This window comes from Arthrobacter sp. KKT183 (assembly GCF_055657625.1).
The window spans coordinates 1,476,617-1,495,003 of sequence record NZ_CM145770.1 but is presented as its reverse complement, the minus strand read 5'-3'; the positions used below and the strand labels follow the sequence as shown (position 1 = coordinate 1,495,003).

15 protein-coding genes and 3 pseudogenes are annotated in these 18,387 nt (G+C 60.3%); 8 read left to right on the top strand and 10 right to left on the bottom strand.

Annotated elements, in window-relative coordinates:
* Positions 1 to 109: 109 nt before the first annotated feature.
* Complete coding sequence (gene ald, locus ACZ2GY_RS07065) at positions 110 to 1,228, bottom strand: alanine dehydrogenase (protein WP_171585946.1); 1,119 nt, start codon at positions 1,226 to 1,228, stop codon at positions 110 to 112.
* A gap of 133 nt (positions 1,229 to 1,361) precedes the next feature.
* Between ald and ACZ2GY_RS07060 the strand changes: the two genes are divergently transcribed.
* A complete protein-coding gene (locus tag ACZ2GY_RS07060; RefSeq protein WP_171585947.1) occupies positions 1,362 to 1,838 on the top strand; it encodes an Lrp/AsnC ligand binding domain-containing protein in 477 nt (158 codons plus the stop codon).
* A gap of 324 nt (positions 1,839 to 2,162) precedes the next feature.
* Here ACZ2GY_RS07060 and ACZ2GY_RS07055 read toward each other — a convergent pair.
* The 3 genes and pseudogenes from ACZ2GY_RS07055 to ACZ2GY_RS07045 all read right to left on the bottom strand — a co-directional run.
* A pseudogene (locus ACZ2GY_RS07055) lies at positions 2,163 to 2,802 on the bottom strand (IS3 family transposase); the annotation flags it as partial.
* Between the two features lie 33 nt (positions 2,803 to 2,835).
* A complete protein-coding gene (locus tag ACZ2GY_RS07050) occupies positions 2,836 to 4,053 on the bottom strand; it encodes an integrase catalytic domain-containing protein (protein ID WP_171585950.1) in 1,218 nt (405 codons plus the stop codon).
* 131 nt (positions 4,054 to 4,184) lie between these two features.
* Positions 4,185 to 4,415 (bottom strand): annotated as a pseudogene (locus ACZ2GY_RS07045) (IS3 family transposase); the annotation flags it as partial.
* A gap of 252 nt (positions 4,416 to 4,667) precedes the next feature.
* Here ACZ2GY_RS07045 and ACZ2GY_RS07040 point away from each other — a divergent pair.
* Positions 4,668 to 5,717, top strand: coding sequence for an IS110 family RNA-guided transposase (locus ACZ2GY_RS07040; protein WP_471673349.1), 1,050 nt, complete (start codon positions 4,668 to 4,670; stop codon positions 5,715 to 5,717).
* Between the two features lie 23 nt (positions 5,718 to 5,740).
* Here the strand turns inward: ACZ2GY_RS07040 and ACZ2GY_RS07035 are convergent.
* Positions 5,741 to 6,022, bottom strand: a pseudogene (locus ACZ2GY_RS07035) (transposase); the annotation flags it as partial.
* A gap of 696 nt (positions 6,023 to 6,718) precedes the next feature.
* On the opposite strand from ACZ2GY_RS07035, the gene mraY reads away from it, so the two are divergent.
* Both mraY and ACZ2GY_RS07025 read left to right on the top strand, forming a co-directional pair.
* On the top strand, positions 6,719 to 7,822 hold the full coding sequence (gene mraY, locus ACZ2GY_RS07030; RefSeq protein ID WP_471672471.1) for a phospho-N-acetylmuramoyl-pentapeptide-transferase: 1,104 nt from the start codon (positions 6,719 to 6,721) through the stop codon (positions 7,820 to 7,822).
* Positions 7,823 to 7,916: 94 nt separating this feature from the next.
* Complete coding sequence (locus ACZ2GY_RS07025) at positions 7,917 to 8,474, top strand: DinB family protein (protein ID WP_400586495.1); 558 nt, start codon at positions 7,917 to 7,919, stop codon at positions 8,472 to 8,474.
* A gap of 121 nt (positions 8,475 to 8,595) precedes the next feature.
* Here ACZ2GY_RS07025 and ACZ2GY_RS07020 read toward each other — a convergent pair whose 3' ends face one another.
* The 3 genes from ACZ2GY_RS07020 to ACZ2GY_RS07010 all read right to left on the bottom strand — a co-directional run bounded on the left by ACZ2GY_RS07020 (position 8,596) and on the right by ACZ2GY_RS07010 (position 11,524).
* Positions 8,596 to 9,663, bottom strand: a complete 1,068-nt coding sequence (locus tag ACZ2GY_RS07020) for a hypothetical protein (RefSeq protein WP_471672472.1) — start codon at positions 9,661 to 9,663, stop codon at positions 8,596 to 8,598.
* Positions 9,664 to 10,064: 401 nt separating this feature from the next.
* Positions 10,065 to 10,400, bottom strand: a complete 336-nt coding sequence (locus tag ACZ2GY_RS07015) for a helix-turn-helix domain-containing protein (RefSeq protein ID WP_471672473.1) — start codon at positions 10,398 to 10,400, stop codon at positions 10,065 to 10,067.
* The gene (locus ACZ2GY_RS07010; RefSeq protein WP_471672474.1) at positions 10,397 to 11,524 is read right to left on the bottom strand and encodes a tyrosine-type recombinase/integrase; all 1,128 of its coding nucleotides are present in this window, start codon (positions 11,522 to 11,524) and stop codon (positions 10,397 to 10,399) included. Before ACZ2GY_RS07010 ends, ACZ2GY_RS07015 begins: the two co-directional genes overlap by 4 nt.
* Before the next feature lie 436 nt (positions 11,525 to 11,960).
* On the opposite strand from ACZ2GY_RS07010, the gene ACZ2GY_RS07005 reads away from it, so the two are divergent.
* A complete protein-coding gene (locus tag ACZ2GY_RS07005) occupies positions 11,961 to 12,350 on the top strand; it encodes a hypothetical protein (RefSeq protein WP_471673348.1) in 390 nt (129 codons plus the stop codon).
* Positions 12,351 to 13,810: 1,460 nt separating this feature from the next.
* On the opposite strand, the gene ACZ2GY_RS07000 is transcribed toward ACZ2GY_RS07005, so the two are convergent.
* Both ACZ2GY_RS07000 and ACZ2GY_RS06995 read right to left on the bottom strand, forming a co-directional pair.
* A complete protein-coding gene (locus ACZ2GY_RS07000) occupies positions 13,811 to 14,818 on the bottom strand; it encodes a cation efflux transmembrane domain-containing protein (protein ID WP_171585954.1) in 1,008 nt (335 codons plus the stop codon).
* Complete coding sequence (locus tag ACZ2GY_RS06995) at positions 14,815 to 15,276, bottom strand: transporter substrate-binding domain-containing protein (protein ID WP_346655188.1); 462 nt, start codon at positions 15,274 to 15,276, stop codon at positions 14,815 to 14,817. Before ACZ2GY_RS06995 ends, ACZ2GY_RS07000 begins: the two co-directional genes overlap by 4 nt.
* A 151-nt stretch (positions 15,277 to 15,427) precedes the next feature.
* On the opposite strand from ACZ2GY_RS06995, the gene ACZ2GY_RS06990 reads away from it, so the two are divergent.
* The 3 genes from ACZ2GY_RS06990 to ACZ2GY_RS06980 all read left to right on the top strand — a co-directional run bounded on the left by ACZ2GY_RS06990 (position 15,428) and on the right by ACZ2GY_RS06980 (position 18,344).
* Entirely contained in the window at positions 15,428 to 15,706 is a 279-nt protein-coding gene (locus ACZ2GY_RS06990; RefSeq protein WP_216607347.1) for a hypothetical protein, read from the top strand.
* 242 nt (positions 15,707 to 15,948) lie between these two features.
* Positions 15,949 to 17,304 carry a hemolysin family protein gene (locus ACZ2GY_RS06985; RefSeq protein WP_171585956.1) on the top strand — a complete coding sequence of 452 codons (1,356 nt, stop codon included), beginning with the start codon at positions 15,949 to 15,951 and terminating at the stop codon, positions 17,302 to 17,304.
* Complete coding sequence (locus ACZ2GY_RS06980) at positions 17,301 to 18,344, top strand: hemolysin family protein (protein ID WP_171585957.1); 1,044 nt, start codon at positions 17,301 to 17,303, stop codon at positions 18,342 to 18,344. The genes ACZ2GY_RS06985 and ACZ2GY_RS06980 overlap by 4 nt, the downstream gene beginning before the upstream one ends.
* The last annotated feature ends 43 nt before the right edge of the window (positions 18,345 to 18,387 follow it).

Genomic DNA, 18,387 nt, shown 5'->3' with positions numbered 1-18,387 from the left:
AAGGAGCGCCGGTGCGTTGAACAGTCGATCACCGTCGTTTTGACCCTACTAGTGGAGGTGGCTGCGAAGGATTGATTCTGCGCTTTGATTTGTCCCAGGCGGCAGTCAATCAGGCCGGAAGAAGATCTTTCCAAGCCGCGAGTTCGAGACCATGGGCGTCGCTCACGGACTGATGGGTGATCTTTCTAGCAACAACATTGAGGCCTCCTTCAAGAGAGGGATCGGCTTCGATGGCACCACGGACACCGCGGTTTGCCAGAGCGAGGGCGTAGCGCAGGGTGACGTTTGTGAGTGCGTATGTCGAGGTGTTTGGAACCGCTCCGGGCATGTTGGCAACGCAGTAGAACAAGGTGTCGTGGACCGTGAAGGTAGGTGTCTCGTGTGTGGTGGGCTTGCTGTCCTCGAAGCATCCTCCCTGATCAACGGCGATGTCGACCAACACGGAGCCGGGCTTCATGCGGGATACGAGTTCGTTGGTGACTAGCTTCGGCGCTTTCGATCCTGGGATTAGAACGGAACCGATGACGAGATCAGCCTCGATGACGGACTTTTCGATTTCGTAGCTGTTGGAGGCCACGGTCTTGAGCCGGCCCTGGTACAGCGCGTCGAGTTCACGCAGACGGTTGATGTTGATATCGAGGATGGTGATGTCGGCTCCGAGACCCAAGGCCATCGCCGCTGCGTTCGTGCCGGCAACACCGGCGCCCAGTACTACTACCTTCGCGGGCCGAACACCTGGCACACCGCCGATCAGCACGCCCTTACCTCCTTCGGGGGCCATCAGCGAGGTGGCGCCCACCTGCACCGCAAGGCGTCCGGCGACTTCGGACATCGGTGCCAGCAGGGGCAGTGCCCGTGTGGCCGTCTGCACCGTTTCGTAAGCGATGGCAGTCACCCCAGCTTCGATCAGGGCCCGGGTCAATTCAGGTTCAGCTGCCAGGTGCAGGTAGGTGAAGAGGATTAGGCCCTCGCGGAAGCGGTGATATTCGGCTGCTACAGGTTCTTTGACCTTGAGGACCATATCAGCGCGGGCCCACAGATCGTCAGCGTTATCTACAAGCTCGGCTCCTGCCGCAGCGTATTCCTGGTCGCTGATGCCTGATCCAATACCGGCTCGGGTTTGAACGAGGACATCGTGACCGTTGGCGCGGAATTCCTGGACACCAGATGCAGTGATGGCTACGCGGAACTCGTTGTTTTTTACTTCTTTGGGCACTGCGATGATCATGGTCTGCCTTTCGCAGGATGGCTTACTGTTGGCTAAGACTGGCAGATTATTGGAGCTCTTCAGCTAAACTATGAGCAATCTTCGGAAGAGGGTGAGAGTAAGTAGCGAAACTTCGACAGGAAGATTGAAATAGGTGACTGAGCCGAAGAAACTGCGCCCTGAACTGGACTCGACGGATTTGAAGTTGCTCGCCTTGCTGGTTGAGAACTCTCGGAGGACCAATCAGTCGCTGGCGGATGCGCTGAGGATTGCCCCGTCGACCTGCTTATTGCGTCTCAGAGCCCTCAAACAAGCAGGGGTGATTCAGCGGTTCACCGTTGATGTGGATGCCGAATCGCTGGGGATGCCGCTGCAGGCTCTGGTCAGTGTCAGACTCCGCCCGGGGGCGCGGCACCTGATGACCACTTTTGGGGAAGAGCTTCGACAACTTCCTGAGATATCGCAAATCTTTGTACTGGGCGGAGCCGATGACTTCCTGATCCACATAACAGCTCGCGATACCGATCACATCAGACGGTTTGTTCTGCAGCATTTGTCCTCCAATCCTGCTGTCGCGGGCACACAAACGAATCTGGTCTTCGAACATGCTCGAGGAGCATCGCCGGCCTGAGCGCCGCCGATTTCGGCAGAATTCACTCGCTCAATTCCTGAGATCGGGACACTGCGGTTTCGATGGCTGCTTGCAGCTGGACTGAGGACTTCAGGTCTCGTAAGGCATGCGATGCAAGACAAAAGTACGAGACAGTTCCGCTGGACGCTCTCGTAGTTCCTGGAAGCATCCCCGCCTGGCGGTACCAGCATTCCTGACAAGCTGCAGGTGGTCGGCGAGTACGGACTCGCTGGACCGAGTGGTGTGCCGGGCACCCGTTAAACCGCCTTCGGGAGGTGGACGGGATTGCTGAAGGTTTAATTGACAGCTGGGGTTGATATTTTCTTACGCGGCTGGGGCCGCGTTTTTTATTGTCTCAAACTCGATGGGTGTCAGCCGTCCGAGGGCTCGCTGACGGCGCTTTCGGTGGTAGCTGCGCTCGATCCAGGTCGTGATGGCGAGCCGGAGTTCGGCCCGGGTCTCCCACCGTTTGCGGTTCAGGACGTTCTTTTGAAGCAAGGAGAAGAACGATTCCATCGCTGACACGCGGCATTGTCACCGCATGCCCCTACCGGGCCCATCGATCCGTGCAGCCCGTAGGTGTTCAAAGCCAGGACGAACTTTCTGGATCTGAACTGGGACCCCTGTCGGAGTGGACCACCATGTCCGCCGGTTTCCTAAGGGCCACGGCATGGTCCAGGGCGGCGACGGCCAGAGATGCTTTCATCCGTCCGTCCATGGAATACCCGACGATCCGGTTCTAGTGCAGGTCCTTGATGGCGCACAGGTACAGCTTGCCCTCCTCAGTGTGGTGCTCGGTGATGTCCGTCAGCCACTTCCAATTTGGTGCCGTGGCGCTGAAGTCCCGTTCGATGAGGTCATCGTGGACCGGAGGGCCGGCCTTGAGCCCTGAGCGGCGCCGACGGTGGATCACCGACAGGATGCCGTTCTGAGAGCACAGCCGCCAGATCCGGCGTTCACTTGCCCCAGGCCTTGGACCGGCGCCCGAGGAATCATGTCAAGATGCCCGCGTAGCTTTGATCGTGGAATCATTTGATAATGCCCGGATGGTTGGTTGGCTTTTTGGGCCCTGCTTCGCTGTAGTCAGTGTGAGCAGGTCAGCGCAGAGGGCTTGAACCTGACGTTGGATTGCCGCCGGGTTCAAAGGCTTGTTCTCCCGCTTCAACCTGGTCTTCACGAGTTTCCGGACCGTTCCTTCGTCGGCCAAGACCCGCTCGTACGGTGTCGCCGGCAGATCGTACTTCTTGGTGATCTTTGCGCCGGTTCGGATCTTCTTGACGAATTTCTGCTGGGGCCCAAAGTGGTTGGTCAGCTGCCCTTGCAATGCCCAGATCCGGTTCAGCAAGTCCAGCTCAGCCGCCGTGTCGTAGCGGTGGTATCCGACGGTTTGCCGGACCACATGCCAGTTCTTTTGTTCCACGTGGGCGCCGTCATTTTTGTTCCCGGACCTGGATCTGGTGAACGTCAGTTGTCCCTGTTCACACCACCGCAGCAGCTCCCAATTGATGAACTCGCTCCCGTTGTCCGAATCGATCCCGATGATCGGAAACGGGAACGCCGCGGTCGCTTCCTTGATCGCGGCGAACACCCATTTCTGGGCCTTGTTCTTCACCGACCGGGTCTCGGTCCACCCCGTACAAATGTCAGTGATTGTCAGGGTGAAGCAGAACTCACCTTTGGAATTGCCGCCTTCGTGGCCGACCAGATCGATCTCAACAAAGCCGGGCACCGCATCGTCCCATTCGGCCCACGTCCGCATCGGGATGGAGTCCTTGAGCAGTGTTCCGGGCTTGGTGTGGGAACGGCCTCTTGGGTCGAGTTTCCCCCGGTCTGCCTTGAGCCGGCGGTCGATGGTGGCAGGGGCGATCTTCAGCAGCAACGCCGCCGTCCCGTCCTCAATCGTCAGCTCCTTAAACCGGAGCAGCCGCGGAACCAGGTCCGGCAGCGCTGCTGCCAGCAGCCGCCCGCACAGGGTGCCCTGAACGGCCCAGCAGAACCGCAGCGCCTCGATCACGTCTTCCCCATAGAGCGGGACCCTGGGCGGCCTGCGCTTGACCTGCTTGAGCACCAGGGCCTGCCGCAGCGCCTTACGCGCATGATCACGATGCCAACTGGTCAGGGCACATAACTCATCCAGGATCACCTTCTTCGCCGCTCGATCCGACCGGGCATATCGGAGGGCAGTAGTCTTCGTGACGGCCTTGCGTTCGCTCATCGAAAGCTCCATGGCTCACAGTGCCGGGGCGACGGTTGCCACCCCGGCAGACGCGCCGCTACGCGGGCATTACCAAATGATTCTTCGATAGCAGCTACGCGGGCATCTTTGATGAGTCAACGCGCGGCGTTGATCTCATCGGCGATGAACCGGTATCCTAAGGCCGGATCGTCGTGGTGGTGATCGATGGCGGTGTTGATCAGGTGGGCTTCTTCCCAGTCCCGAGCGGGGACTGGGTTGGCGGCCCACTGGTAGTAGGCCTGTCTGGAGAAATTCAGTACCCGGCAGGACACTACCACGGGGACCCTGATCGGGGCGTCCTTGGCAGCCAGCTCGCGAACCAGCGGGTACATCTGTAATGGTCATTAGCCGGCCAGGGGCTGGCTGGCAGGCTGGTCTCGGGAAGCGGTGCGTGACTCAGGGTATATCCGACCCGCAACCGCGGTGTCTTGAAAATGACGCGTCCGCCCTGTTTCCCAGGACCGGCCTGCCCGCACGGATGACCTAATCAGAAGATTGTCCACCCACGGGTGTGACTCGTTACAGATGCGTCTCCGAAGCGAACAACAGCAGGCTCCGGCCAACCTGACCGGTTCACTGAAGGAGGACAAACCATGACGATCATCGCCGAAGACTTCGAATTCGTCGTCGGAGTCGACACCCACGCCCGCACACACACCTTCACGACGATTCACAGCGCAACCGGTGCGATAGTCGACACCGCAGCGTTCCCGAGCACGGGGCCGGGAATGGACCGAGCGCTTGCGTGGATCCGACGACGAACCGGCGGACAGACCGTCTTCGCTGCCGTGGAGGGAACCTCCTCCTACGGCGCGCGTCTCACCGAGGCCCTGCACGCCGGAGGCATCGAAGTAGGCGAGGTGAGACCGCCTTCCCGCTCGTCGCGGGCATTGACCGGCAAATCGGATCCGATCGACGCAGAAGCCGCCGCCCGGTCCGTTCTCGGCAGGGAACGCGACCACGTCATCACACCCCGCGCCGCAGGAACCCGAACAGCATTGCGGATCCTGCTCGCCTCACGGTCCCTCCTGGACCAGCAGCGCACCGCGAACCGGAACGCCCTTACAGCACTGCTGCGCGGCACAGACCTAGGCGTCGATGCCCGCGCGTCCCTCACCGAAGCGCAGGTCACCACAATCGCGGCCTGGCGGAACACCACCACCATCGACGCCGTCTCACGGATCGCCCGGACCGAAGCCAAACGACTCGCTCTCGCCATCAAAGACCTCAGCAACCAGCTCACCGAAAACCACAAAGCACTTGCGCAGCTCGCCGAGGAACTTGCCCCGGGACTCCAAACAATTCCCGGAGTCGGCCCAGTAACCGCCGCGATCATCATCTGCGCCTACTCCCACCACGGCCGGATCCGATCCGAAGCAGCCTTCGCCGCACTCGGCGGAGTCGCACCACGCCCCGCATCCTCCGGCAACACAACCCGGCACCGGCTGAACCGCTCCGGCGACCGCCAACTCAACCGCGCCTTCGACGTCATCGTCAGAACCCGCATGAGCTTCGACACCGCAACCAAAGACTACGTAGCCCGCAGCCGTGCCAACGGGAAAACCAACCGGGAAATCCGTCGCAACCTCAAACGCTACGTCTGCCGATCCATCTTCCGCCAACTCCAAACCATCATGGCTTGACTAAACCCATAGAAGAGTCATTTTTTTGGATTGATGTCCCGGGACAGATAGGCCACAGCACGGCGCATGACTTCGGCTTCCTGTTCCAGGAGCCGGATCCGTTTGTTGGCCTCCCGCAGCTTCGCGGAGTCATCGGACACCGCCCCGGACTTCACGCCGCCTTCTTTGTCGGCGATCTTCAGCCAGCGGTGAAGGGCGGCGGGCGAGACACCGAAGTCCTTGGCAATCTGCGTGATGGGCGCTTCTCCCCTGCGGGTAACCGCTACGACATCGCGGCGGAACTCTTCGGGAAAGGCTTTGGGCATGATGAACATCCTTCCACCGCAAGGATCAAATCCTCACAGGCGAAGTGTCAATTAAACCTTCAGCAGTCCCAAGCTTAGTCTTTCGGAGATTGATAAACGGGCCGGTCTTTCCGTCCTTTCCGACGGCTCATTGGAGCTCTATCACCCGCTTTGGCGGGATGCAGAAGGTGACGAGGAACTGATTCCAACGCGAGGATGCTCGACACCCACTTTCCATGGATGCGCCGCAGACCTCGTGGCCGTCGCTGCGACGCTCGTCAATCTTCTAGGCCTTCACCTGCAACAGGACGAAGCTACATCAGGGACTCACCTCATTGCATTGCCCCATACGGGAGTGGGTCCTACTCATCAATTCTTGCCAGCAAATTTAGGCGATAGCTGGTTACCGCCTCCGAATCGATAGTGCTGAATCCGAAGTGCCGGCAACACGTCGTGTTCAATGATGTCGAGTTCTAGGAACGAACGGCACGGGAGGCGAGAAGGTTCGCCTCGGCCCCTTTCTGGAGCAGCTCCAGCTTCTTGCTTTGGCCGATAGTTATGGGCAATTGCTTCTGCCGTGCCGGCGCGTGGGGGGCTTGCTGCAGAAACGACCCGATAGGATCGGCGTCGAATGAGTCGTCGTCGGTGCCTGACAATGCACCTGAGTCACAGACGGAACTAAACGGACCCGGTCCGGGGAACTTGGGGGCACCTTCTATGATCGCGCTGCTGATCGCTGCGGCTGTGGCGTTGATACTGGCTTTATTTGGCACGCCGGTGCTCGCTCGCTTTCTGGTCCGGAAGGAATACGGGCAGTTCATCCGCGACGATGGCCCAACCTCTCACCACACCAAGCGTGGAACACCCACGATGGGCGGCGCGTGGATCATCGGATCGGTGATCATCGCCTACTTTGCAACGCACAGCATCATGATGTTGGCCGGCGCCTCCGATGGACCAACCGCTTCAGGCCTGTTGCTGCTATTGGTTACCGTAGGGATGGGCATCGTTGGCTTTTTCGACGATTACATCAAAATTTCGAGACAGCGCAGTCTTGGACTCACTGCCCGCGCGAAGATCGTCGGTCAGACGGTTGTCGGGGTGACATTCGCGGTCCTCGCACTCAACTTCCCCGACGCGGACGGACGTACTCCAGCCTCCACCGCAATCTCTTTTGTCCGCGACACGTCCGTGGACCTGGCCTTCGCAGGGTCCCTGATCGGCGCCATCTTGTTCATCCTCTGGTCGAACCTGATTCTCACCGCGACCTCCAACGGTGTGAACGTCACCGACGAGCTGGACGGTCTTGCCACCGGCGCGTCAATCTTTGTGTTCGGCGCATACATGCTGATGGGTTTCTGGCAGTACAACCAGCGGTGCAGCAACCCGGGTGTGCCCGCGAACATCTGCTACGAGGTACGAGACCCATTGGACCTGTCCCTGATCGCAGCCGCGCTGTGCGGCTCATTGGTCGGATTTCTCTGGTGGAACACGTCGCCCGCAAAGATCATCATGGGAGACACCGGGTCCCTAGCCCTTGGAGGCGCAATCGCCGGATTCGCTATCCTGTCCCGCACTCAACTTCTGCTGATCGTCCTGGCGGGACTGTTTGTCATGATTACCTTGTCCGTCATCATCCAGGTGAGCTACTTCAAACTTTCGGGGGGCAAAAGAGTCTTCCGCATGACCCCGCTGCACCATCACTTCGAGCTCAAGGGCTGGGAACAGGTAACCGTGGTGGCCCGCTTCTGGATCATCGCCGGTCTGTTCGTCGCCTTAGGACTGGGCATCTTCTACGCCGAATGGGTTGTACTGCTGTGACTGATCACTCCCGGCGACGCGTGGCTGCCAATATTGCCTGTCGACCGGGACTGAGGCGCATCTCTAGCCCTATAGTCGCCGTAGGCTTCGGTCCATGATCGACGAATCTGCAAAAGCACACCTTCATGAGCGCCACCAAAATGCCCGTGAACAGTTCGTAGAAAAACTCAATGGGCTAAACGAGTATGACGTGCGCCGGCCCATGACTCCCACCGGCACGAATCTCTTAGGCTTGATCAAACACCTGTCACTTTACGAGGCAGCCTATTTCGGTCACGCGTTCGGCCGCCCGTATCCGGAACAGCCCGTTCCCTCCCTCGATGGACAGTTCCGCAATCGTGACTTCATGTGGGCTACAGAAAACGAAACCCGCGATGAAATTATGACCGCTTACCAGCGCGCATGTCGGCACGCCGATACCACCATTGAGTCCTTACCCATCGACGCGATCGGACATGTTTCGTGGTGGCACTCGGACGTCACCCTCTTCGCCGTGCTGGTACATATGCTCACCGAGACCTCACAACATCTGGGCCACGCAGATATTATCCGTGAAACCCTCGATGGAGTTGCAGGCGAAGATGTCGAGTGGACAACTCATCGGGCAAGAATTGAAACTGCGGCTCGAAAAGCAGCGAAGATCTCGGGGTGAGTGCTCATAGCAAGTAGGAAACCTCCCTTTGGGAGCTTCATTCGACATCCGTGAGCAACCATGATGCTCGCCTGTCAGGGTGCCACAGCGTGTGTCCATCGGCCTCGCCCAGGCAGACACATCAGTGATTGCGTTGGAGTGCGGCGTAACGGGCAAAGTTGGATCCGGCCAGTTCTGCGTGACGCATGGCTGTGGCGGAGCTTAACCCGAGTAGTTCCGCGAGGACGCTTGGTGGTGCTTCTCTTACCATGTGTCGCCACGCCGCCGTGCGACCGAGCTGGGCTGGGATTCCACTTTCCTTAAGTCTCTCCGAAATGAGGGCTGCGGGAAGATGCTGGCCAGGGGCAGGACTAGGGAAGAGCCACCGGCTGTTGGCGTTGTGGGCTGCGGTTTGCAGGTTGGTTCGGTTGGCTGTCCACGTCCGCAGCAGCGATGCGAACGGCTCGGTGACTGGCAGCCATTCGGAGGTGAAGCAGAGCTCCACGCCCGCGCTGGAGATCCGTATCCGGTCAGTGGTTAGACTCGCAATCCGGTTCAGCGGCTGTCCGTAAAGAAGCACGAGCCCTGCGGCGATTCTCACCGCAGGTGAAAGCTTGTCTTCAGTCAGAATCGTCCGGATAGCAGTGATTCTTTCCCCGTGACCGAATACCTCAGTGCTGGCCGCTTTTCGGCGGGGTAGGTCCACTTTTCTGATGTGTTTGTGGGTCATCGCCCAATAGAGAAACACTTCCGCCAGGGCGTTAGTGGACGGGCCGGAAGCATACCAGCGGTCAACGATTCTCTGATCGACGTCGGCAAGGGTCCTGCCCTGCGCGGTCAGGCCATTGAGGAACTTCACGGCCACCGTGGTGCTCTGTTTGACACTGAGGAACAGGGCGCGGCTGACCGAACCTTTCGTAGCTGCTTCTTTGCGGAGACGTTTGAGCTGGTGCCAGCGGATGAATCGCTCGGCGACCGACCGGTGAGCCGGGTCGGTTACTGTCGTAAGTTTCGCCGCTGACCAGGTGCGGAACTTTGCCAGATAGATGTCCCGGGGAGGCAGTATCTCGTGTTCGACCAGGAGACCGCGGATGTACTCGGGTGTGCGTGAGTACGGAAGCGAATCCAGCGCTTCATGGGTAAGGTCGATGCGACCGGCGGCAAGGGATTGCAGCAACGTTGAAACATGCTTCTGCCTGATCCAGATCATCCCGCTATTTGGTCGGCGCATGCTAATAAGGGCCTCGGCCAAGGGGACAAGTTTGGTGGGAATTGAACCGTCCGAACCGGCAAGTGTTTGGCGGACTTGATCCTCCAGAGCGCACGCCCAGCACCGTCCGCCGGAATAGAGTTCACCTTCGGCGCCGCAGCGCCGGCAGTCCACGTTCAGGGTAATACCGGCGCAGGACCGGCACAGCGGCCCGGTCGGACTGACCCCCGGCAGGACGCCTTCATGCCCGCACTGCTCGCATGTTCCCCGGGTTCGTTTGGCCGCCATGTAGCAGTAGCCGCAGATTGTTCCATCAGGCCAGTTCGCGGCAGGTTCATAGGCGAGACGGCATCGGGCGCATGGAGGGTAAGTATCCGGTTGCGGGGCTTTACGGGGTCGGCTCACTGCTCATCGTCGATGATCCTGGCACGGCGTGGACGGAGCTGGGCATTGAGCTCAACCACCTTCGCGTTCCCGGTGGCTTCCTTGCGGGGGGCCGCCTCGACATAGGGTTCGATCAGGTCATTGGGTGTGCAGTCGAAGATGTCACACAGCGCGGCCAGTGTCCGCAGGGACAACCGTTCGGGTTCCTCGGCCACGAGGCGATAGATCTGGGCCGGCGAAAGGCTGATGCCCCGCTCTTTCAGGAGTGGCGCCAGATCCGGGGTCTTCCACATGTTGTGGGCGGCCATCAGCTGGCGCAGGTGCCATTTATAACCGATGCGTCGTCTGGTCATTGTGATCCTCGCTTGTTCAGTGCTTCCGCTATCCCGGCATCCAGCACCTTACGCAGGGTGCGTGTCTTGAAATCCGAGGAAACAGATGTGTATATCGCGGTGGTCGAGGCATGGGAGTGCCCAACCTGCTGCTGCACGAACAACGGGTCGAATCCGTCCTCGATCAGATGGGTGACATAGGAATGGCGCAGGCAGTGCAATCCGATCTCCTCAGGCAGCCCCACAGCATCCCGGTAGCGAGTGAACCTCCGGCCAAGCGACTCTGTGGTTACCCGGGCGCCGCGCTCACTGGGCCATAACGCTGAGCTGCGAGGTCCCGTATCAAAGAGCGCACGGTACGTATTGACCCATTCATCCAGAACCCCCACCGACCACGGAAACACCGTCAGGACCGAGCGGCGCCGCGGAGTGCCGCCCTTTGTGGCTTTGCCCCACCGAACGTAGACAACGCCGTGGCCGCCGAACTCGGGCGCGTGTGGATTGGGGCCGAAATCCTCCAGGTCCAGCATGGCCAGCTCCCGGCGTCTGAGCCCGTAGGCGTAGGCGGTCTTGAAAGCCGCCGCGTCCCGAAGCGCCGGCAGCCATCCTTTGCTGCCCGCCTTGCGCAGCCGCACGACTTCATCATCCATATGGTCGAACAGCTCCTGCAGCTCAGACTTGGTCAGAGCGCGGCGCTGCGGTCTGCCTTCGTAATCCGACGTATGCACGGCAGTGTTCCAGTCAAAGCAGATCTGCACCGGATGGGACGCAAACAGCCGTTCGCAGGTGGGCACCCATTGGTAGCGCGGATCGCAGATATAGTCGCAGAACAGCCGGATCGCCGATTGATACGCGCGCAAGGTGCTCATCGCAATCTGATGATCGCGGGTACGCAGCTCGGAGGTGAATTCCTCGACATCCGGTGCGGTCCAAGCCCACGGATAGTCGTTGGTGAACGCCTGGAACCGCGTAACCATACGGATCCGCGGTGCGATAGTGGACTGGTTCAGACCACGCGCCAGCTGTTGATCCCGCCACCCATCAACCATTGCGGTGAAGACCTGCTCCTCCGGCCGAAGAAGCACCGAATCATCGGCCCGCAAGAGCGCCGGAACGAAACCAGAAACAGATCCCCGACTCGACACATGGCTCCTTCACCACCGATTACCAGATGCCCAAATCATTCATTAGATGAATGATCAAATGCAAACGCGCAGGTCAAAGCGCTTCTCTTTCATCCATGAAGCTCGTGACATCGCCGCCCGCCCGGCTCCTTCAAGGCTGATAATCGCCGGAAACCATACGCGATCTCAGGCGGTGTCGTGTTCTCGCATCGGATGCAACTCGACATCCTTAAACGCCGATAACGGCCTATTACGTCAGCCGGGAGTGGGCGCAAGCTGATCCAGGCATCTCAGCTTCTTCCCTCTTCTTTGATCAGCATGCTTCCTGGTCGAGTATCTGGATAACGGTTGGAAGAAGAAAGGTAAAAGTCCTGAGCGACAAGCCCCCCTTCCACCGTGGCATGGTATGGCTGGAGAATAGCCGATCGACGGGGCCGTCTACGGAAGGGAACTCCAGATGGGGACACCGCGGACCACGAATGAGGTGCTGCGGTCACATCTGGCGTACCGCAAGTACGGTGACCTGGAGTGGGACTTGCGCCTGAACTACGCGTCTGACGTGATGCTCCTCTCTACAAAGGGAATACATCGCGGCCATGACGGAGTCCGTTACTTAGCCAAACGATGGCGTTCCGGCGCCGAGGACGCTTCCTACACCCATGTCCGACTCATTACACAGGCGGACGTAGGAATGCTGTTCCGGACCGACTCAGATGGTCCCGTGAAGATTATCGATTGTGCAGAAAGCTACGTGGTCCACAATGGGCTGATCACCGCTCAAATCATTCACTACTCAACCAATCGTTCCCACCGCAGATGGTCACGAGTCAATGACGGTGAGCCATGAACTGCCCCCTCTGGCTCGACCATGTCAGCGGCCTCCTGCCCACCTGTGCACGGCGCAAAGCTCCCCCGCTTCGCTGCTCGCCCGCACACACCTGGACAGCAGGAACCAGCCTGACCGCGTGCACACACCCACCACGTCACCAACACTGGGATTCACACCTTGAGCGAGCGGCGGGCGTGCACAGCCTAGTTCCAGCGCAATAATCGGTCGATGGAGAGCGTTCCCCCTCAACGCCGGCCCGCCAGCACTGGCGCCTGCCCGAGCATCCCCCTCGATTCCTACACCGAACCTGCCGGGCGGTTACATGTATAAACCGAAGCGGGGCGGCCACTTCACTGCATAGTGTGTGCCGAGGACCATGGGAAGGCCGATAACAACCCATACGTTATCCCGCCGAAGGAGAAAGGCAGAGGGAATGGGTGGCATCGATGGGTTACATGGGATCTGCGCTATGTCCGGGTTACCCATGAGATCAATGGCCCACAAGAGGACTGGCTGAGCACAGCGACCGCATGCCGCTCATCGTCGACGTCGAGTGACGCGAGATCACCGGCTAGACCTGAGCCTCCGGTAAAACTTCACCTGGTGCTGCGCTGATCAGGAACGCAGACGAGCGTTTCGATCCGAGATCGTGCTTTGGCTTTCACGCCAGTCCAGCTCCAGATTCACTTCTTCGCTCCTGAACTCGGTCTCTGGTTCTGCAGCACCGCGACGGTACTCGGCGTCCAACTCCCGATGAAGCTTACTGTTGAGCACATGTAGTGCTTGGTCATCCAGTTCACGCAGGTTTTTCGGGAACGGCTCCGCGGGGCTGATTCTGCTGCTATACGTCATGAGCTTGGACTCGGCGTGACTGGGTTGCGGACCTCATGGAGCATGTTATCTAGGTATGTAAGGTCGGCGACCGCCGCGCTCAGTAGGCGTCGGGCAGTGTGAGACTCTGCCTCTTTGCATACGTCTAAAGCACTGAGCACGGTTCGCACGAGGTCATGTCGGGCTGCTTCAAGAGAAGCGAGATGAAGGGATGATCCGGTAGTCGGAAGAAGCTGAAGCACCGGTCACTGCGCGGGCTTGGAGTGGAGGGATACCAGTTCATTCGAGTGGAGGTTCGACGCTGAGGCTAGTTTAAGCATGACGGGCCTTTGCAAGTAACTCGCCGTGCGGTCAGACGGTAATCGGAAACGATACCGAAGGGGCGACTCGACTCCCCTTCGGTATAAAGGTACAACGGGTAGTCACGGAAGCCTAGAAGCCTGACCTTTTCAGACCGGGCTGAAGGAGGCCCGGAGTTCTCAAGGTGCCCGTCCCGACTTAGGCCGCCAATCGTCACTCTAGGTGGCCTGAAACGGCATCGACACGCGACGGGTTTACGATGCTTTCGCGTCTTCCTCCGGTTAGGCCAAACCGTGACCGGCTCTTTAGTCTTTGTAAGAGTTTCGTACGACCGGGAACCCTATTGGTTAGGACTTCTCTGCGCCGGCTGTCTCCAGGCCCGGAAGGAACTCGTCGGGAAGCTCACCCACGAGCACAATAATCATGTCCTGAACCTTCCAGTCAAGCTGCACGCAGCCTTCGCGGGCCTGTTCTATTTGTTTGATGGTGGGCGTCCGTTTGCCTGCAGGCACCACGAAGGACTCGATGTGGAAGACATGGCCTTCATCCCGGGTGCGCGACCGTGCATCGTCGACCCAATCCAGGCGGCGCAGATACTCGTCCACCTCTGATGTGAGGGGGTGGGGCTCGGCATCGTCGTACGTCATGGCCCGGGCGTCTGTTAAGCCGCCGATAGCGGCGCGAAGGTTCTTGACACCGTCGTGCAGAATACTCACTGATATCAGCAGCGCGGCGGCGTAGTCAGCCCACCACAGCCCAATGCCGATGCCTGCCACGCCCACGGCGGCGGCGACGGCCGTCATCCAGTCCGCTTTGTTCATGTCCGCGTCGGCGTACAGAACCTTATCGTGGAGCTTGCTGGCCAGCTTCATCTTCACATGACCCAGGTAGACCGGCGGAGCGGCCGTCAACAACATGATGCCGATCATGAGCCAGCCAAGCCAGATGACCTGCCCGAAGACTTCTACACCGCCGATGCTGGGATGTTCGGCGGTGATCAGGCCCATGCCTGAATCCACCACCAGGAACCCGCCCATCACCGTCAATGCCACGGCAGCCACCAAATGCGCGACGCCCACGGCACGGTGATGGCCGTACGGGTGCCTCTCGTCCGGAACCCGCCGGATGATGCGCACCGCTACGAGGAACGCGATAGGCGGCAGGAAGGACAGCAGATCCTCAATCCAGGCCGCTTTCATGGCCTGTGAATTACCGAGAACAAGAAAGACCACGAAGGTGGTGACCGCGAGAAAGACAATGGTGATCCATTCGAACTTCACGGCCTTCCGCAACGCCGCAGCCTGTTCAGGAGGAAGTTCGGTGTGACCGAAGCGCGCCTTCCGGTTCTCGGTCACAGCGCAACCTTCTTCGTCAGCAGGAACTGTTCGACGCTGAACACGAAAGCGTTCTCCCCGAGCGGGGCCGCCATCACGTGTTTGACGGTTTCACCACGCTCATCGCGGGTCTCCGCGTATGGTTTGGTGATGCTCCCATGGCTGTGCCAAGGAGTCTTGTCAGACAGGCCGGCAATCACCAAATCCAGTTGGCCATGCTTCAGCTGGTCCATCAGCTCATGCTCTGCGCCTTCCACCCATTCCACCTCGGCGTCGATCCGATCCGCATACTCACGCACTAAATCCGGTTCCACGCCCCGCGGCCCCGTTCCGTCATCGAGCTCGACCCAGCGCCCATTCTCAGACACTCCGACACGCATCGTGCCCCCGCTGACCCGATCGAGGGTGCCTTCTGGATCCGCCGGAATGCTGATCCCGCATCCGGCCAACATCACGGCCGACAGCACAGCAAACAGCACTACAACTCCTCTTCCCATACCGCAGACCCTACCGGCGCGATTCCCCAAGCCGGCTCGACAACACGACGGACCCGACTCCACTCATCCAAGTCACACCGCTGGTCAGGAAGTCTCCGCTTGTCGCGGTCCTGTCCTCCTTCACAATAATCATTTGTTCTCAGCGAAGCACATCTTCGCCTTCGTCAACCGGCACCCCACCGTGAAGATGCTCGCGCTGGCGTTACTGGTGCTGATCGGTGTGTTCCTGATCGCGGACGCGTTCGAAGTGAAAATCGACAAGACCCTCATCTATAGTCCGATGGCCTTCGCCATCGCCGTGGAGGCACTGAACCTGGCGGCGAAGCGGCGTCAGGAGAAGCGCAGCGGTGAGCCTATCGAGCCCGTGTACCTGCGCCACGCCTACACCAAGCCGACGACCACGACGCCGTAGCCGCGGCAACCGCCCGGGGGGCGGAGTCTGGTGCCGTCCACCTCTCCCGCAAGCCCGTCACTGGCCGGATCACCAACGATGACGGACATCAGTAGCCCGCCGGGCTGGGCTAGCCTTTCGTCAAGGCGTGGGGACGTTCGGTAGACTGTTTGGCACCATGGATGACCCTCCCTCACATAAACCCTTGCCCCTCTACGTACTGAACACCGGTGTTCTGGTTGCCAGTGGAGAGGGGCGACACCATGTATGAGTGGATCATGATCGGTATCGGCCTGATCCTCACGGTCGGAACCGGTATGTTCGTTGCCTCCGAGTTCGCCCTGGTCAACCTGGACCGCGGCGATCTGGAGGCCCGTCAGGCCCGCGGTGAGAAGCGCCTGAAACCGACCATTAACGCGTTGAAGATCACTTCAACGCACCTGTCCAGTGCGCAGCTGGGTATCACCCTGACGACGCTGCTGACCGGGTACACCTTCGAACCTGCGATCAGCTCACTGCTGCGCGAACCGCTGCTCGGGATCGGCCTACCTGAGGGCATCGTGCCCGGAGTAGGGGCGGTGGTGGGGATTTTCATCGCAACCGTGTTCGCCATGGTGATCGGAGAGCTGGTGCCCAAGAACTTCGCCCTGGCCCTGCCCCGGCAGACAGCCAAGTTCGTGGTGCCGTTCCAAACCCTTTTCACCACGGTGCTCAAACCGGTGATCCTGCTGTTCAACAACACCGCGAACAAGATCATCCGGTCCTTCGGAATCGAACCGAAGGAAGAGCTCTCCGGTGCCCGCAGCGCCGAGGAACTGAGCTCCCTGGTCCGCCGCTCCGCCCTTGAGGGCCGGTTGGACGCCGATCACGCCGAGCTGTTGCACCGCACGCTGCGTTTCTCGGACCACACGGCCGCGGACGTGATGACCCCCAGGGTGCGCATGAAAACCGTCCCCTCATCGGCCACCGCAGAAGAGATCGTGGACGTCGCCATCCAGACCGGATACTCCCGGTTCCCCGTGATCGGCCGGGACTCCGATGACGTCCTGGGCGTACTGCACGTGAAGCAGGCCTTCGCGGTATCCCTGGAGCAGCGAAGCCACGTTGCGGCGACGGACCTGATGATCAAACCACTCCGGGTCCCGGAATCCATGGGCGTGGACTCCCTGCTCGGTGTGCTCCGCACGCAGGGCCTGCAGGTCGCGGTGGTATCCGATGAGCACGGTGGAACAGCCGGCATCGTCACCCTGGAGGACCTGGTCGAGGAAATCGTCGGCGAATTGGAGGATGAGCACGACCGCACCCAGGTCGGCGTCGTCCGTACCGGGAGGTCCATCAGCTTCGACGCGTCGCTGCGCCCCGACGAGCTTGCCGACCGCACGGGCATCAAGGTCCCGGACGGTGAGGAGTATGACACCCTCGCCGGGTTCGTCACCGACCAGCTGGACCGCATCCCCGAACTCGGCGACGAGGTCACCGTCGAGGACGGAATCCTGCGCGTCGAACGCGTCCTGGGAACCCACGTCGAACGCCTCCGGTACACCCCGTCCGATCCCGAGAAATCACCTGAGAGCCCCCATGACCGTGTGATCGATGAGCTCACCAAGGACCTGACATGAGCGAGTACCTACCCGGCATCATCTGGCTCGTCGTCCTGCTCGCGGTGAACGCGTTCTTCGTCGGGGCTGAGTTCGCTGTGATCTCCGCGCGCCGGTCCCAGATCGAACCCAAGGCCGACGCCGGCAGCAAAGCCGCCAAAACCACCCTGTGGGCCATGGAGCACGCCACGCTCATGCTGGCAACCAGCCAGCTCGGCATCACCGTGTGCTCGCTGGTGATCCTGAATGTCTCCGAACCGGCAATCCACCACCTGCTCGAATACCCGCTGGCCTACACGCCCCTCTCGCCCGAAGCGGTCGGCATCCTTGCGTTTGTGATCGCACTGCTGCTGGTGACCTTCCTGCACGTCGTGCTCGGGGAGATGGTGCCCAAGAACATCTCCTTCTCCGTCCCCACCAAGGCAGCACTGCTGCTGGCACCCCCGCTGGTAATGGTCTCGAAGATCGTCAAACCGGTCATCTGGGCGTTGAACGGGATCGCTAACGGGATCCTGCGGCTGTTCAAGGTCGAACCGAAAGACGAAGCCACCAGCGCCTACACCCTCGATGAGGTCGCCACCATTGTGGAGCAGTCCACCAGGGAAGGGTTGTTCTCGGATGAAAGCGGCACGCTCACCGCGGCCTTCGAATTCACCACCAAGACGGTCGCTGATGTCGAAGTGCCGATCACGGACATGATCCTCCTGCCGGAGGATGCAACGCCGGCTGACCTGCAGGCGGCGGTGAGTGAGCACGGGTACTCCCGGTACATCCTCACCAACCCGGACGGTGAGCCGACCGGCTACCTGCATTTGAAGGACGTCATGGACCTCACCGCGCCGGAGAAGTTCACCCGCCCGGTACCTACCAAGAGGATCCGCCGACTGGCCTCCGCCTACCGGGATAGCGAACTCGAGGACGCGCTGGCGACCATGCGTCGCACCGGCGCCCACGTTGCCCGGGTCTTCAACGCCGAAGGACACACCACCGGTATGCTCTTCCTCGAGGACATCATCGAAGAGCTCGTCGGAGAGGTCCGGGACGCCACCTCCACCACCTGATCCCCCAACCGCTGGCGATATGCCATGAAGAAGGGGCGAACCT